Source organism: Paenibacillus agaridevorans, assembly GCF_018604145.1.
GTDB lineage: Bacteria > Bacillota > Bacilli > Paenibacillales > Paenibacillaceae > Pristimantibacillus > Pristimantibacillus agaridevorans.
Genome location: NZ_CP075889.1, coordinates 1,645,117 through 1,661,007, shown reverse-complemented (window position 1 = coordinate 1,661,007; position 15,891 = coordinate 1,645,117). Strand labels below are relative to the sequence as shown.

Annotated in this window: 13 protein-coding genes; 3 read left to right on the top strand and 10 right to left on the bottom strand. The window is 53.9% G+C overall.

What is annotated here, in order from left to right:
- Nucleotides 1-221 precede the first annotated feature (221 nt).
- The gene (locus KJW29_RS06565; RefSeq protein ID WP_246608614.1) at nucleotides 222-683 is read right to left on the bottom strand and encodes a VanZ family protein; all 462 of its coding nucleotides are present in this window, start codon (nucleotides 681-683) and stop codon (nucleotides 222-224) included.
- A 74-nt stretch (nucleotides 684-757) separates the two neighbouring features.
- Between KJW29_RS06565 and KJW29_RS06560 the strand changes: the two genes are divergently transcribed.
- Entirely contained in the window at nucleotides 758-1,288 is a 531-nt protein-coding gene (locus KJW29_RS06560) for a type 1 glutamine amidotransferase domain-containing protein (protein ID WP_214629182.1), read from the top strand.
- Here KJW29_RS06560 and ptsP read toward each other — a convergent pair.
- The 5 genes from ptsP to KJW29_RS06535 all read right to left on the bottom strand — a co-directional run bounded on the left by ptsP (nucleotide 1,285) and on the right by KJW29_RS06535 (nucleotide 7,473).
- Nucleotides 1,285-3,027 (bottom strand): phosphoenolpyruvate--protein phosphotransferase, encoded by a 1,743-nt coding sequence (gene ptsP / locus KJW29_RS06555; RefSeq protein ID WP_214629181.1) that lies wholly within the window; start codon nucleotides 3,025-3,027, stop codon nucleotides 1,285-1,287. The genes KJW29_RS06560 and ptsP overlap by 4 nt on opposite strands.
- Nucleotides 3,024-4,910, bottom strand: coding sequence for a glucose PTS transporter subunit IIA (locus KJW29_RS06550; protein WP_087567741.1), 1,887 nt, complete (start codon nucleotides 4,908-4,910; stop codon nucleotides 3,024-3,026). The genes ptsP and KJW29_RS06550 overlap by 4 nt, the downstream gene beginning before the upstream one ends.
- Before the next feature lie 188 nt (nucleotides 4,911-5,098).
- Entirely contained in the window at nucleotides 5,099-5,536 is a 438-nt protein-coding gene (locus KJW29_RS06545) for a CoA-binding protein (protein WP_087567740.1), read from the bottom strand.
- Between the two features lie 64 nt (nucleotides 5,537-5,600).
- Entirely contained in the window at nucleotides 5,601-6,893 is a 1,293-nt protein-coding gene (aroA, locus tag KJW29_RS06540; protein WP_214629180.1) for a 3-phosphoshikimate 1-carboxyvinyltransferase, read from the bottom strand.
- A 25-nt stretch (nucleotides 6,894-6,918) separates the two neighbouring features.
- On the bottom strand, nucleotides 6,919-7,473 hold the full coding sequence (locus KJW29_RS06535) for a shikimate kinase (protein ID WP_214629179.1): 555 nt from the start codon (nucleotides 7,471-7,473) through the stop codon (nucleotides 6,919-6,921).
- Nucleotides 7,474-7,614: 141 nt separating this feature from the next.
- Here KJW29_RS06535 and KJW29_RS06530 point away from each other — a divergent pair, with 141 nt between their 5' ends.
- Entirely contained in the window at nucleotides 7,615-7,908 is a 294-nt protein-coding gene (locus tag KJW29_RS06530) for a hypothetical protein (protein ID WP_425517497.1), read from the top strand.
- A gap of 12 nt (nucleotides 7,909-7,920) precedes the next feature.
- Here KJW29_RS06530 and gndA read toward each other — a convergent pair whose 3' ends face one another.
- Entirely contained in the window at nucleotides 7,921-9,333 is a 1,413-nt protein-coding gene (gene gndA, locus KJW29_RS06525) for an NADP-dependent phosphogluconate dehydrogenase (protein WP_087567736.1), read from the bottom strand.
- 229 nt (nucleotides 9,334-9,562) lie between these two features.
- A complete protein-coding gene (locus tag KJW29_RS06520) occupies nucleotides 9,563-10,159 on the bottom strand; it encodes a hypothetical protein (RefSeq protein WP_087567735.1) in 597 nt (198 codons plus the stop codon).
- Between the two features lie 279 nt (nucleotides 10,160-10,438).
- Here KJW29_RS06520 and KJW29_RS06515 point away from each other — a divergent pair, with 279 nt between their 5' ends.
- On the top strand, nucleotides 10,439-11,113 hold the full coding sequence (locus KJW29_RS06515) for a DUF1054 domain-containing protein (protein WP_214629178.1): 675 nt from the start codon (nucleotides 10,439-10,441) through the stop codon (nucleotides 11,111-11,113).
- 134 nt (nucleotides 11,114-11,247) lie between these two features.
- Here KJW29_RS06515 and KJW29_RS06510 read toward each other — a convergent pair whose 3' ends face one another.
- On the bottom strand, nucleotides 11,248-14,274 hold the full coding sequence (locus KJW29_RS06510) for an efflux RND transporter permease subunit (RefSeq protein WP_214629177.1): 3,027 nt from the start codon (nucleotides 14,272-14,274) through the stop codon (nucleotides 11,248-11,250).
- A gap of 334 nt (nucleotides 14,275-14,608) precedes the next feature.
- Entirely contained in the window at nucleotides 14,609-15,793 is a 1,185-nt protein-coding gene (locus tag KJW29_RS06505) for an MFS transporter (protein ID WP_214629176.1), read from the bottom strand.
- Between the last annotated feature and the right edge of the window lie 98 nt (nucleotides 15,794-15,891).

Below are 15,891 nucleotides of genomic sequence, written 5' to 3'. Positions count from 1 at the left end.
ATGTATAGAGGATTCGACCTTTTTTGCGAAAAGTCCTGCTTAATCGTCTCATGAAATTTTTACTACTTCACAACCTTCCTCCATAAGCGGTTGTTCAAAAATTCCGATTCCCATTACGAAGTATGCCCGGAAGCTTACCCGACATCGAATATTGAACGCAACCGAACCTTCCGGTGCTCACGTAGCTCTGCTACGCTCCGCTCCTCAGTTTCTAGTTGCCCTCAATCTTCTCGGTACTGAGAACCGAACTTTTTGAACTTGCACCATAAGCGCTTTACAGGAGGAATAGCCGCGACAACGGTCCATATCAACGCGCCTATACAATCGTTTCGAACGTCGGCCGCATCCATCATCCGACCGCCGACCCACGACTGATGGAGCTCGTCCGTCACGCCGTATAAACCGCATAGAACGACAATGAACGCCTTGATCAAGGGACGTTCCGCCTTGACTCCGAGCGCGTAATCGAATGTCGCAGCGAGAATGAAATAAGCAACGAAGTGTCCCCAATTAAAGTCCGTCATCCAGGGGAACCATCGTTGGAAGAAAGGCAGCATCGTGTTCAACTCATCGCCGGTCCTGGACGATAATGCAAAGATGACGGCCATCCATACAACGGCTGGCAGCCATCGGATCAGCTGGCGCATACGCCGCGAAGAGCTGCTTGTTACGGTTTGATTCATATCTGCTCCTTGGATACAATAGGAATGAATAACTTATTGTCAACTTGTATTGATCATCGAAGGGAGAGGTAATTATGTCGTTGAATAATCAAACGGTCATCTGTCTACTCGATGACGAATTCGAGGATCTGGAATTATGGTATCCCGTCTACCGCGTGCGCGAAGCCGGGGCGACAGTGCTGTACGCCGGTCCGGAGAAAGGCAAGAAGCACATCGGCAAATATGGCGTCCCCGCTGTCGCCGACTTGTCTTTTGACGAAGTGAACGCGGCCGACATTGCCGGCTTGCTCGTGCCGGGCGGCTGGGCGCCGGACAAGCTCCGGCGGTACCCCAAAGTGCTAAGCCTCGTGCAGGAGCTAAATGCGGCGGACAAGCCGATCGGCCAAATCTGCCATGCGGGATGGGTGCTCGTCTCTGCGAAAATACTGGAAGGCCGCAAAGTGACCTCGACTCCGGGTATTCGCGATGATATGGAAAACGCCGGAGCTGTTTGGTTTGACGAAGCTGTGGTGGTCGACGGCAATCTGATCTCCGCGCGCCGTCCGCCCGATCTGCCGCCATACGCCAAAGCGTTCGTGGACGCGCTCCAGCAGCGAATGGATTAACCGTTCGCCGTCTGCTCGTCCTTGAGCTCCATAAACGCCTCCAGCTTGCCGATAATTTCCGAACTCGTCCGGCATTGCTGGAGGTTCCTCCACACTTCCTTGCATTCATCCTGCCTTGTCGAGAGCAAGCGTTCTTTAATTGGCAAGATGGAATGCGCCGACATGCTGAGCCCGTCGACATCCAGGCTGAGCCAGATCGGGAGCGCCCTCATATCTCCCGCAAGCTCTCCGCATACGCCTACCTTGATGCCCCGTTCCTTGGCCGCCTCCACCGTCGTTTTGATCATTCGCAGCAGAGCCGGGTGGAACGGATCATAAAGATGCGATATTTCTTCGTTCATTCGATCAACCGCCAGCGTGAATTGAAGCAAATCGTTTGTACCGATGCTAAAGAAATCCACCTCTTGCGCGAGCAGGTCGGCAATTATAACAGCTGCCGGCACCTCGATCATGACGCCGACCGGGATATTGCGTTCGTATGGAATGCCCTCCGCATCCAGTTCTCTCATCGCTTCGGCAAGCACGACGTTAGCCGCACGGATTTCATCCACTGAGGTTACGAGCGGATACATCACTTTGACGGCTCCATGGACGCTCGCCCGCAGTATCGCCCGAAGCTGCGTCTTGAACAAATCCTTGCGATCCAGTGAGATCCGGATTGCCCGATAACCCAGGAATGGATTGTCTTCCTCCGGAATATCGAAGTAATCCAATTGTTTGTCGCCGCCGATATCCAGCGTTCGGATGACAAGCGGTTCGCCGCCGAGCCGTTCCGCTACGCTTCGGTACACCTCATATTGCTCCTCTTCTTTAGGGAAGCGGCTTCGGTCCATATAGAGAAACTCCGTACGGAACAAACCTACGCCCGTCGCTCCGCCCGCAAGGGCAATCTCCAGTTCCTTAAGCGAGCTGATATTCGCCTCTAACCGCAAATACTTGCCATCCGGCGTCTCCGCGTTGCATTCCGCAAAGTGCTGCAGCTTCCGCTTGGCCTCCGTCTGGCGATCGTGCAACTCGTTGTACAGACTGATTATATCTTCCTTTGGATCAATATAGACGGTTCCGTCGCTGCCATCGATAATGAGGGTCTGCCCCGTTACGATCGGCTCTGTCAAACTGGCTTCCACCCCTACTACAAGCGGTACGCCAAGCGCTCTCGCCATAATGGAGGAATGAGAAGTTATGCTGCCTGCCAATGTGACAATGCCAAGCACATGATCCGGATTAATGTGGGCCAGCTGCGACGGCGACAGCTCCTTGGCAATAAGGATAAACGGCTGCGTATCCGAAGGCAGCGTTACTTCGGGTACGCCAAGCAGATGCTTGAGCAGCCGGTTGCCTACATCCTTGATGTCGAGTGCCCGCTCCTTCATATAGTCGTCGTCGAGCAGATCGAACATGGTCACGAAGTGATCGATGGCTTCCTTGACTGCTACTTCGGCCGCCTTGTATTGGCGTTGGATGATGCCTTGAATTTCATTCATGAATACGGGATCGTCGAGAATGGCGAGATGCGCGTCGAAGATCTGGCTTTCATCCGAGCCGACGACTTCCCTCAGTTCATCCTTAATCTGTTGAATCTCGAACTTGGAAGTCCGAATCCCCTCGTACACCCGCTCGAATTCTCTGGCGAAATCCGCGACATCGACCTTGTTGTCCGGTACCTCCCACTCCCAGTTGGGGAGTACGAAAGACTTGCCGATTGCGATGCCCATTGAAGCGCCAATCCCTTGAATCATGTTCGTTTCCCTCCACCATTGCTCTCTTTAAGTACGACTGACATAACCGAAGACTGTCCCTTCTTCACCGCCTTGAACGGCGCGTAACGCCAGGAATGGACAATATCGGAGTTGGTAATGACCATTGGTGTAGCCAAGGACTTGCTCTCCTTACGCACCCTTTGCAGGTTGAACTTGATCAGCAGCGCGCCAGGCAGCACGGAGTCTCCTTCCTTCACGACCGCTTCGAAATAAGACTTGCCTGACAGCTTGGAGGTGTCGATGCCGATATGCAGCAGCACTTCCAGTCCTTCCGGCGTACGAATGCCGATCGCATGCATTGTGGGGTAGATATGGATGACTTCTCCCTTTACGGGAGACACCAGCTCCCCCTTGTCCGGCAAAAAGGCAACGCCGTTGCCGACGAGCTTGCCAGCGAAGATTGGGTCGGGCACTTCATCAAGCGAAATCATGCGGCCTTGAACGGGCGAGTGGAATAACACTTGGGCTTGATCGCGGGTAATGGCCTTAAGCATCTCCTCGCGGATCAGCTCCGAAAACGTGCCGAACACGACCTGAACATGTCCTCCGCCAAGCCGGATTACGCCTGCAGCGCCAAGATTGCGCAGCGCGTTGACGTCAATGATTTTATCGTTCGACACTTTCAGTCGCAGCCTTGTGATGCAGGATTCCATCTGCACGATATTCTGCTTGCCGCCGATCGCTTGCAAAATAAGCGGAGCGCGATAAGGAATGTCGCCTGCCCATTCGTCGAGCTGCGAGCCCTCTTCGCGGCCTGGCGTAGGTATCTGGAATCTGGTAATCGCCCAGCGGAAGAGCAGATAATATACCGCGAACACAACAATGCCGATGGGAAGAATGAGCCATCCCCTCGTCGCCAAATGTTTGTTAATTAAAAAGTCGATGGCACCCGCGGAGAAAGAGAAGCCATGTCTGATGCCAAGCTCGTATGTCAGCCACATAATACCGCCGGACAATATAGCGTGTACAACGTACAGATACGGAGCGACGAACAGGAACGCAAATTCCACGGGCTCCGTCACGCCGGTCAGGAACGAGGCGAGAGCCGCATACAGGAACGTCTTGCGAATCTTCGGCTTCAGATCTTCCCTTGCTTCGTGAATGATAGCAAAAGCGATAGCCGGCAGTGCGAACATCATCGTGGGATACAAGCCCGCCATGAAAACGCCTGCCTCGGGATCGCCGGCAAAGAAACGCGGCAGATCGCCGTATACCATCGTTCCTCCTTCCGTCTCGTAGCCCCCGATTTGGAACCAAAATACGTGGCTGACGAGGTGATGCAGGCCGAATACGACAAGAATACGGTGAATGAAGCCGTACAAAAATATGCCGAAACCTCCGCCCGAAGCGACGACGTCGCCGAGCTCCACCATCAAATGCTGAAGGGTCGGAGCAAGATTTACCATCCCGATCGAAAAGAGCAGCGAGAGCACGCTTACAAATATCGGCACGAATCTCGGACCGCCAAAAAACTGAATGTATTCGGGCAATCGCAGATCCTTAAAGCGCTCATAGCTCACGCCGGAGACGATGCCGATCATGGCGCCAATCAGCACGGTAGGCTCAATTTCGGCGCTTGCTTCTGCTGTTATGCCCACGTAGATGGCCATACCGACGAGCGAAGCGATTCCAGCCGACAAGGCGTTTCCGGTCAATCCCAACGAGATGCCCAAAGCGAATATAAAGGGCAGGTACACAAAAATAATATCGCTTGCCGCGCGCAGATGCTCCGCCATGCCGGGCAAACCGATCCAGTCCCAGGGCAATTGGCTCAAGCTAAGAAACACTGCTGCGGCAGGAAGCACAATCATGGGCAGCATAAACGCTCTGCCTAATTGCTGCAAGCTCCCTATAAACTTCATTTCGTTCTTAACCTCCTGTTGGCCGGTTGCTTCGTTTATGAGATACCCTCATGTACTGAAAATCGGTAAGTATGTCTTATTTGATGTTAAGCGCTGGCTAACTATTTGTCAAAGCCAACGCTAGCCGCATTAATTGAACGAAAAAAAGCGGGCCGAGTCGGCCCGCTTCCGTATGTTCTAAAATTGCTTCATTGTCCTGACTTGCCTTGCGGAAGCAAAATGGAATCCTCCACTTTGATGCAGCGGTCCATGACAACCTCCAGCCCTCCCGCTTCCGCGATGGCAGCCGCTTCATCACTCGCGATGCCGAGCTGGAGCCACAACGTCTTCGCTCCGATCGCCACCGCTTCCTCCGCCACCTCCGGCGTATGCTCGCTGCGGCGGAATACGTTCACGATATCGACAGGAACAGGGATATCCTTGAGGGCCGCATAGGTTGTTTGCCCAAGAATAGGACCTTTTGCCGCCGGATTGACGGGAATGATCGTATATCCCTTTGCCTGCATCGCCTCGGATACCATGTACGAGACGCGGTCCTGCTTGTCCGACAAGCCGACTACCGCGATGTTCTGGCTTGCCTGCAAGATCTCCTTCAACCGTTCTCTGGTTGGATTGCTGAATGTCATGAATCGTGCACCTCCGTCTTGGATTAAATGCGGCAGCCGGTTTGCTGACAGCTGCGCCTACAATCTACTGTACCCATTCCACGTTCGCGCCAAGCGCCTTCAGGTGGTCAAAATAAATCGGATACGACTTGGCTACATGATGCGCGTCGCGGATGCGAATCGGGGACTTGGAGCGCAAGCCCACGATAGTCAGCGCCATGATGACGCGATGGTCGTAATGCGCGTTGATCTCTACGCCGCCTTCCACGCCTTCCGGTCTGCCATGCACAATAATTTCCGCTTGGCGTTCTTCCACGTTGGCTCCGGCCTTGCGAAGCTCGTTCAGGTAATCCGTAATGCGGTCGCATTCTTTGTAGCGCAAATTCTCGACGTTGTAGAACCGGGAAGTGCCCTCGGCAAATACCGCCGCCGCAACCATTGCCAGCACGGCATCCGTCGCGTGGTCTCCGTCGAATTCCACGGCTTTCAGCTTGCCGTTGCCCTTTACTCGGACGATATCGTTCTCGTGGGTCAGCGGCGCTTCCATCATACGCAGCACGTCGACAACGGCGCGTTCGCCTTGTTTGCTGTTTTCCACGAGACGATGAACGACGATGTCCGATTCCGTAACGGCTGCTGCCGCCAAAATGGCTGCGGAACCCGGATAATCGCCTTGCACGGAATACGTCTTGGCCGCATACTTCTGTCCCCCGGGAACGCGGAAGCGCATGTAATCCTCATCGGCATGAATGACGATGCCCGCCTGCTCCAGCACCTCCAAGGTCTGTCCTACGACGACCTTGGACTTCAGGTCGTGCAGCACTTCGATCTCGCTGTCCTCTTCCAGCAGCGGAGTGAGGAACAACAGCGCGCTGAGGAACTGGGAGCTGATGTTGCCGGATACTTGAATATGGCCGCCCTTCGGTTGTCCGCCTTGAATGCGGATCGGCAGCTTGCCCTCGCGGTGCTCGATCTTTACGCCCATTGCCGTCAATGACTCGATAAGGTCGTCATGCGGACGTTTGCCCAGCGAATCGGGGTAACGGTTTATGAACGTGACATCCGGGCATAACGAAGCAATCGCCATCAAGAAACGCAGGACGGCGCCGGCATTCCCCACATCCAGTTGTTCCACAGGCTTGGGATTGCGGCCGAAGCCCGTAATCACGATTTTCTCGTCGTCTTCTTCGACGATCGCGCCAAGATCGCGGATGCAGCGGCGCATGGCGTCGCTGTCTTCGCTGTGAGCCGGATAGTAGATCGTGCTTGTGCCTTCTGCAAGAGCAGCGACCAGCAGGTAGCGAGTCGTATAGTTTTTGGAGGAAAGCGCTTGAATTTCTCCCGTTAGACGGGGAGTCGGTGTTACGATAACATCCATCGGTTAAGTCTCCTTTGCCATTCCATTATTCGGTTGCATCGCCAGAGCCGCTTGAAGGACCAGGGGCGTTCCACTCGTTCTTGCATGCAATAATTCTCTCCGCCACATCCTGAACGGACAGGCCCGTTGTATCAATGGCAAGATGGGCGAAGTCGTAAGCGCCGCGGCGTTGTTCCAGCAGCTTGTATACCCGCTCGCGGGCATCGCCTTGCAGGAGGGGACGCTCCTCGTCCTTCGAGACGCGGGCGATAATGCTCTCGGCATCCGCCATTAAAGCAACGACGAGGCTCTTCTCCAGCATGATGCTTCTATTGGATTCGCGCAGCACGGCTCCGCCGCCTGTCGCGATAATTCCCGGTTGTTCCTTGTTCAGCAGATCGGCAATGGCTTCCGATTCCAGATCCCGGAACCGGCCTTCTCCATCGGTGGCGAATATATCCGATATGCTTTGTCCTGCGCGCTTTACAATCTCCTCGTCGCTGTCGAGCCTGGCCCAGCCGAGTCTCGCCGACAGCTCGCGGCTGACGCTGGACTTGCCCGTTCCCATAAATCCGACCAGCACGAGCTTGTTCACTTCCATCTGAGCAATCATCCTTTGCCGTGTTTCTCTCGAAAGCAATTCTTCCATATCATATCATTTTTTTGCAGATTCGGTGTATAAAAAAGTTGGATTAGCCGTATGTATGTTAATGATGCAAACTTTATGCCGAGGAGTGATCCCATGATGAACAGTCCCACCCGTTCCATACACCCGACGGAGCTGCGAATCCGTACCATCCTGAGCCCGGAACACCCGCTCTGCCGCGACGATGTTGTATGGATGCTAGGTTACATTAAAAAAAAGGTGGCTGACGAAGATCCCGCATTCATGGATCTGTCGCAGCCACGTCTCATGAAAAACTTTTTATACTTCGCCGAAGCGGCCATGGCGCTCATCCAGCGCAGGCACTGCAGCGACCAGGAGGCGGACCGCCTGCGCGATTGGCTGCGCGAAGCGTCCCATGGCCTGGCCTGACAGCGCTAGCGATTAGGATTGAAGCCAGTTGAAGTGGAACGAACCTTCCTTGTCCACGCGCTTGAACGTATGGGCGCCAAAGTAATCGCGTTGCGCTTGCAGCAGGTTCGCCGGCAGACGCTCCGTGCGGTAGCTGTCGAAATAAGCCAGCGCGCTGGAGAATGCCGGTACCGGCACGCCGTTTGTTACGGCGGAAGTAATCACTTCGCGCCATGCGCCTTGGTACGACTCCACGATTTCTTTGAAGTAAGGATCAAGCAGCAGGTTGCGAAGACCCGGATCGCGGTCGTAAGCGTCCGTGATGTTCTGCAGGAAACGCGCACGGATGATGCAGCCGCCGCGGAAGATCTTTGCGATGTCGCCGTAGCGAAGATCCCAGCCGTATTCGTCTGAAGCGGCGCGCATTTGCGCGAAGCCTTGCGCGTAAGAACAGATTTTGCTCGCGAACAGCGCCTTGCGCACAGCTTCGATAAATGCCGCTTTATCGCCCTGGAACGGAGCTTTTGCAGGACCGCTCAGCACTTTGCTTGCCGCTACGCGTTCTTCTTTCATAGCCGACAGGAAGCGGGTAAATACGGATTCCGTAATGATGGACAACGGTACGCCAAGGTCCAGGGAGCTTTGGCTTGTCCACTTGCCCGTACCCTTTTGGCCGGCGGAGTCCAAAATAACGTCAACCATCGGTTTGCCCGTTTCCGGATCGTATTTGGAGAAGATATCGCGCGTAATCTCGATCAGGTAGCTGTCGAGCTCGCCTTTGTTCCACTCGGTGAAGATTTCGTGCAGTTCTTCCGTGCTGACGTCAAGCACGTTTTTAAGCAGGTCGTAAGCTTCGCAGATAAGCTGCATGTCGCCGTATTCGATGCCGTTGTGAACCATCTTTACGTAATGGCCTGCGCCGTCCGGGCCGATGTAAGTACAGCAAGCGTCTTCGCCTACTTTAGCTGCAATAGCCGTCAGTATCGGCTCAACAAGCTCGTAAGCGGATTTCTGGCCGCCCGGCATGATGGATGGGCCTTTCAGCGCGCCTTCTTCGCCGCCGGATACGCCAGTGCCGATAAAACGGAAGCCTTTTGCTTCAAGCTCTTTGCTGCGGCGCTGCGTGTCGGGGAAATAAGCGTTGCCGCCGTCAATGATAATGTCGCCTTGATCCAAATGCGGCACAAGAGAGTCGATTGTTGCGTCCGTACCCGCTCCGGCTTGCACCATGATGAGGATTTTGCGAGGCACTTCAAGAGAAGCGACGAATTCTTCGATCGTGTAGGTTGGAACCAGGTTTTTGCCTGCGGATTCGCTGATAAGCTCGTCCGTTTTCTCTCGCGAGCGGTTGAACACGGAGACGGTGAATCCTCTGCTCTCGATATTGAGGGCAAGGTTTCTGCCCATAACGGCCATGCCGATAACGCCGATTTGCTGCTTAGACATGAGTTTCTTCCATCCTTTGTCATTATTTTTTTTAAAAGTCTTACAATAGCTTTATTCTACTCTTTTTACATCCGGAAGAAAACCTGATTGGCCGTCCTCATCCATAAGAATAACCGAGAGCAAGGTTGCGTTATTCTTATAGCAAAAAACGACCCTGCGCGCCGCGCCGTTCCGGGCGACTGCATGATCGTTTCTTTAAAGCTTAAGATTTACTCTTCTCGCCATTCCCTCACAACTCTAGCTGCAGCATCTCCGAACGAAGCGCAACCAACCTTTCCTTAGATTCTGCAACCGCTTCCTCATTATGAGCCTCAAGCGCTTCGTGCAGCACCAGCAGCTCATAATCAAGCTCGAACCTCAGCACCGCCGCACGCTCTTCTGCGCGCTTCGATTGGAACGCCTTGATCATTTCCTCTATTGTCACGAAAGGTTTCTTTTGATAGATAATCCGATGCTCCATGCCTGACACCTCCACAAGTCGTATGATTTCGCCGAACATAATGTTCTCGATTACGATTTGCCGATCCTTGATTCGTTTAACGACTGCATGACCCCGTGTATCGTTAATCAATTTCTCCAGAAGCTCCGACAGTTTTTCGTCTTTGATCACATAATCGCCTACAATTTTGTAACGGGTGTTCATTCGGTGGAACTGAAGCTTCACGAGCTTCCTGCCGGTCCGAATGGAAACGAGGAACTGCCCTTCCGTCTCGCTCCAGTATAAGGAATAACCTTCCTGAATGAGATCCCGGATGAGATTTTGGATTTGCCGGCGTTCGAATCGCAGCTCCAGATTACAATATTCGACTTCGTAGCTCTTATTCACGGCAATCCCTCCCTTAACCAAGTGTTATTTGACGAAATGTTCTGACAATTTGTTCTTACCACTATCTTATACTTCATCTTATGTTCTGGCAACTTGGATTATTGACTAATTTTTAAGTCTGGGTTGCCCATTCTTCAATGCTGCCGGTTCTCCCCTCTCTCGCACCGTAGCTGTACCTATTCAGATAGGCATTTATCATGAATTATGTTATAATCATTCTAAAATAATAAAGCTTCTCATCCACATCCCATTATAATGTTAGTAAGGAGAATACGCGAAATGACAATTACATCTGCCGACCATAAAAATACCGCTCATGCTCCGCTTGAAGGCTTCGCTGCCGCCGACTTTGACGTTTTTCAGTTGGAAGGTCTCGAAGCTCGCATGAATGGCATACAGACTCTCATTCAGCCCAAATTCCGCGCCTTTGGCGAGCAAATCGTGGACGAGCTTTCCCGGCTAACGGGACGCGAGATGTACCTCCATATCGCAAAACACGCGAGAAGGACGGTGAACGCCCCCAAGGATACCTGGCTGTCGATCTGCGACAACAAGCGCGGCTACAAGTCTCATCCCCATTTCCAGCTCGGCCTGTTCGACGACCATGTCTTTATCTGGCTCGCACTGATCTATGAGGTGCCCAACAAAAAAGCGATCGCATCCGCCTTTCTGGATCAGCTCGACGACGTTATCGAAACCGTCCCGTCTGACTTCATGATGTCGCTTGACCATATGAAGAAGGAAGCACAGGAAGTCGGAGAAATGGACGAAGCAGCCTGGAAGACGGCGCTCGTAAGATTTCGGGACGTTGGCAAAGCAGAGCTGCTTGTCGGCCGCCATCTCTCGGCGGACGATCCTGTGCTGCAGGAGGGCGAAAAGCTGCTGCGATACGCTGTTAGCACCTACGAAACACTGCTTCCGCTGTATGAGCTGGCTTGCAACCGATCGCGATAAAACGAACCTCCTATTGAGTTCGCGGGGCACATCGTGTGCAGAGCAGACGAGCAAGCCGGAGAAACCAGCGCGCATGTGCTGATTTCTCCGGCTTGCTTTGTTTTTACTCAAGGTTAATTACAAGGGCTGCAGCATCAAACTTCCGTTCCCGCTGCCGCTTCCTTCATTAACGAATCGTTAGTTGCCTTTCTTTCCTTCCTCGATTTGCGGAAGAACAGCAGCTCGTATACACAAGGCACAATGATTAACGTCAACAGAGTCGCTGCCGCCAAGCCGCCGATGACGACGATCGCCAGACTTTGGGATACGATGCTCCCGGATTCATGCGAGCCGAATACGAGAGGCAGCATCGCGCAGATCGTCGCAAGCGCCGTCATGATGATCGGCCTCATTCTTGTCGAGGCTGCTTCTAGCAAAGCATCGCGGATCGTCATGGATTGCTCGTTTTGCTTGACTCTGTCGATGAGCACGATGGCGTTCGTTACCACGATGCCAATTAGCATCAACGCTCCGAACATGGCTGTGAAGTCCGGCGTAACGCCGGAGACTAGAAGCCCTGTGACCGCACCGATCGCGGCTAGCGGCAAGGAGATCATGATCGCAAGTGGAGCCCGCAGCGTTTTGAATGTTAGAACCATGATCAGATAGACGAGACCGATTGAGATAAGAGCCGTCATGCCGAGGTCCGCGAAGTCGCCGGCCTGATCCGCGGAAGCGCCGCCTACCGAGAAATCCACGCCTTCTGGAAGCTGCAAGGCATCTGCCGCCTTTGAAATTTCGGTCCCTACCACAGACAGCTTCGCTGGATCTACGCTAGCCGTCACTCGCAAATATGGTTTGCCTTCCTTATGGTAATACAAGGTGGGTTCTTCCGTCCGAATTAACGTAGCCACCGTAGAGACAGGAACCGCCCCTGCTTCCGTCATAACGGTAAGAGACCCAAGCTCGCTCTCCGACTGCGGATCGACGACAGGCTGCAGCCATACCGGCGTCTCGCCCGTATTCAACGATATGGAGCCTATAGGGACGGGATTCAACGCGAGCTGAAGCTGCTGGGCTATCTCTTCGCCGCGAGCCAGCTCCGGCTTGACCTGGAACGAATAGACCGGCTTCAGATCCTCCTGACTGCTCTCCACCTTCTCTACGCCTTCAATTTTCGCCAGAGCCTCCTCCAGCATGCCCGCCGCCTCGGCTAGTTTCGCCTCTTCGCCCGTCACGTCGACGAACACCGTCGTAGAGCCTCCGCCCATCATCAAATCCGTCGCGCCCGCCAGCAGTTCGGCATCCGGATATTCGCCGCCCTGAGCCCGAAGGGCATCAAGCGTCTTCTCCGCGTCGGCTCCTTTCTTCATGCCCACCAGATAAGAGATTAACGTAGGAGACGACACGGCCCCGAACTGGGCGTCATCAGAGCTGTTGCCGACGGACATCATTGTCCATTCCACATCGGCCCGCTCAACCAGATAGCTCTCCAGCTTCGTTCCTCCCGACAGCACCTCATTCTCCGGCGTGTCGTTAGGATACTCCAACGTTACGCTTAAATTCTCCGCGCTGGAGGAATCCAACGCGGCTTTCGGCATGGTGACGTATGCGCCAACCGACCCGGCCAGCAGAACCACCGCCAGCGTTAGCGGTATCCACTTACGCTGCAAATTCCATGCCAGGAACTTCGCGAAGCGAGGCGCTCCTCCGTGCTCCTTCTCCTTCGTGCCTTTCAGCAGCCATGCACTAAGCAGTGGCACGACGGTCAAAGCGACAAGCAAAGAGGCGAGCAGCGAGTATGTCACCGTCAAAGCGAACGGCAGCAGGAACGCCTGCAACGAACCGCGCAGCAGCCCCATAGGCAGAAACACCGCTACCGTTACGATCGTCGAAGATGTAATCGCAGACGCGACTTCCCTTGTCGCGTCTGTTATAAGCGAGACGGAGAAGGCTTCCTTCTGCAACCTGCGGTATATATTCTCGATGACGACGATGCTGTCGTCCACGAGCCGTCCGACGGCAACCGCTACGCCGCCGAGCGTAATAATGTTCAGCGAAACGCCGGACAGCTGCAGCAAATAAAGTGTGATGCCCAGCGAAAGCGGAATAGATACGATCGTAACGATCGTCGCTCTGAAGTTGCGCATAAACAACAAGATGACAATAGTAGCGAACAAAGCGCCAAGCAGTACTTCGCGCAGCATGCTGTTAACGGAATGCTCCACGGATTCCGCGCTGCTTAGCAGTACCGAAACGTTTATGCCGCCGCCCTCAGCCCCAAGCTCTTCGACCTTCTCTTGTATGGACTTGCCGACCGAAACCGCATTGGCATCGGCTGCCTTCGAGATGGTCAGCAAGACGGCGTCCTTGCCGTTCATGCGGCTGACATTCTCCTTCTCATTAGCCAGCGTCACCTCGGCGACATCACCAAGCTCGACTCCGGGCAGAACGGTCAGACGCTTTAGCGTCTCCAGCGTGCCGATCGTTTCCGTAACGTTAAGACTGACGGCTTGACCGTCAATGCTCCTCTCGCCAATCGACGCCTGTGCGCCTCTGCCCTGCAGCACTCCCATTAATGTCTGTACGGGAATGCCTGCATCTGCGAGCTTGTCAGCGTCCGGCTGAATGTGGATAACCGCCTTCGCTCCGCCCGATACGGATATTTGACCGGCTCCTTCGATGCCTTGCAGCTCGTTTTTAATGGCGGTCAGTCGCTCTTCGCGCTCTTGGCCGCTTACGCTCTCATCAAACGTAACCGTGACCCAGGAGATCGGAATCATCGATGTATGGAATTGGATGACAAACGGCGGCATCACATTGCCTGGCAGAGGAACGGCTGCTACCGCGCGCTCCACCTCCGCTTTCGCTTCCTTCATGTTCGTGGAAGAATCGAAGTTAAGACTGATCTGCGAGTATCCTTCCCCGGAAGTGGAGAACAACGATGTCTTGCCTTTCGTGAACATAACCGCCTGCTCCAGCGGCTCCGTGACGCGCTCTTCCATCGTCTTTGCATTGACGCCTTGCCCGATGGACGTAATCATAACCTGCGGATTATCCGCCGCGGGCAGGAACTCCATCGGCAGCCTTAAGTAACTGATAACTCCTACCGCCAGCGCCATGACGACCAATAACCCGATTGCCGCCTTATTGCGGAACGACCAACCTGTAATACTGTTCATGCTTTCCAATCTGCTCCTTTTCCGAAACCGGTTTTGTTTGTTTTGTCTTTACCATCATACGGGTAAGGAAAAACTTGCAAAAACGTCTCCAGACGGTATTATTGCCACGCCGTTAGCCGGAGGCAAAACAGGACTTTGGTCGGGGATACGCCTCTAGTCTTAAGTTTGCATAATTTCTTAAACTAAAAAAAGCCCCCCATCGAGATGGGGAGCCAGTCTGTCATGCTCAAGGTGAAACGCATTGCCCCCTCTTTTGGCGGGTGCAGCGCGTTACACTCCGAGAAATATCGAGATAGTATGACGTGTTGATTTCCTAATGTTTTAAAATAACGGTCTATCCTTCTGCCGATACGGTTCGCTCCTGTTCGTCCAATTGACGGAAACGGAATACAAACATAAGGGCGGCAATGCATAGAACGCCTCCGATCAAATAAGGCAGACCTTCGCCAATCGTGAAAATAAACGATCCTAACAGAGGGCCCGCGATTCGTCCCAGACTGTCCATCGACGAGCTTAACCCCGATGCGACGCCTTGTCCGACCTTCGTCTTCTGGGTAATGAGCGACGTTACGCAAGGACGGATCAGTGCGTTGCCGACGCCGAACACCGCGAGCGACAGAATCGCCCAAGCCAGCGAGTGCGCGAACAGCAGCAAAAAGAATCCTGCTGCCGAGATGATTAAGCCGATCACAATATAACGCGGCTCCTCGCCTTTCTTAATCCGCCTTCTAACGATGCCGCCTTGTACGAGCGCGCCGACGATGCCGCACACGAAGAAGAGCAAGCCAACCTCTAGCGGCGTTACGTCGAACCGGCTCATCCCGAAAAATTGCAGTGTCGCTTCCATGCCCGCAAGCGTGAATGTCACGAAGAAGGCAAGCACGTACAAATGTTTGAGCGGTCCCTGGAATGCCGTCCACCGCGAAGTTCGCTTCTGGGCTGGTTTCTTGCGCTGCTCGGGTGTCAACGATTCGTTTAGCTTGAGCAGCGCGAGCACGAAAGTTAAGAGCGCCAAGCCGGCAGCCGCGAAAAACGGCGTTTCGTGCGAGACGACGCTGAGCAGGCCCCCGAAGCCTGGGCCGATCGTGAAGCCGAGACCGATCGACATGCCGACGAGCCCCATGCCCTTAGTACGCTGCTCCGGAGGAGTAATGTCCGCCACATAAGCTACGATGACAGACGCGACTGCGCCCGAGAACAAGCCGCCGATCGCCCGGGAAGCGTACATAAGCGCGAGATTGCCCGAAGCGAGACCGAACAAGAGAAAGCTCGCGGCGAATCCAAGCAGACCGATCAAAATGATGGGCCGGCGACCGATTCGGTCCGACCAATTGCCCCAAAGCGGCGATAATATAAAGGATACCGCCGAATATAACGCCAGCATCCAGCCCGTGTGAAGCTCCGCGTTCTCCGGGTCGGCATCCTGTATAATTTCCGGCATAACCGGGATGATAATGCCGAAGCCGATAAAAGTAATCATCAATATTCCCATTACAATGAGCAAACGCTTATCCTTCATGCCGTTAATCCCTCCACCATACTATCGTACCATAAGTAGGAACGGTGCAAGTATGAACAATTTTGTAACAAATACGATAAATCCCGCGCCTGGAGCGC

Coding starts and splice junctions, on each gene's coding strand:
- KJW29_RS06565 (WP_246608614.1), bottom strand. CDS start 683: ATGAATCAAACCGTAACAAGCAGCTCTTCGCGGCGTATGCGCCAGCTG.
- KJW29_RS06545 (WP_087567740.1), bottom strand. CDS start 5,536: ATGACATTCAGCAATCCAACCAGAGAACGGTTGAAGGAGATCTTGCAG.
- KJW29_RS06560 (WP_214629182.1), top strand. CDS start 758: ATGTCGTTGAATAATCAAACGGTCATCTGTCTACTCGATGACGAATTC.
- KJW29_RS06515 (WP_214629178.1), top strand. CDS start 10,439: ATGACAATTACATCTGCCGACCATAAAAATACCGCTCATGCTCCGCTT.
- KJW29_RS06510 (WP_214629177.1), bottom strand. CDS start 14,274: ATGAACAGTATTACAGGTTGGTCGTTCCGCAATAAGGCGGCAATCGGG.
- KJW29_RS06530 (WP_425517497.1), top strand. CDS start 7,615: ATGATGAACAGTCCCACCCGTTCCATACACCCGACGGAGCTGCGAATC.
- gndA (WP_087567736.1), bottom strand. CDS start 9,333: ATGTCTAAGCAGCAAATCGGCGTTATCGGCATGGCCGTTATGGGCAGA.
- KJW29_RS06550 (WP_087567741.1), bottom strand. CDS start 4,910: ATGAAGTTTATAGGGAGCTTGCAGCAATTAGGCAGAGCGTTTATGCTG.
- aroA (WP_214629180.1), bottom strand. CDS start 6,893: ATGGATGTTATCGTAACACCGACTCCCCGTCTAACGGGAGAAATTCAA.
- KJW29_RS06505 (WP_214629176.1), bottom strand. CDS start 15,793: ATGAAGGATAAGCGTTTGCTCATTGTAATGGGAATATTGATGATTACT.
- KJW29_RS06535 (WP_214629179.1), bottom strand. CDS start 7,473: ATGGAAGTGAACAAGCTCGTGCTGGTCGGATTTATGGGAACGGGCAAG.
- ptsP (WP_214629181.1), bottom strand. CDS start 3,027: ATGATTCAAGGGATTGGCGCTTCAATGGGCATCGCAATCGGCAAGTCT.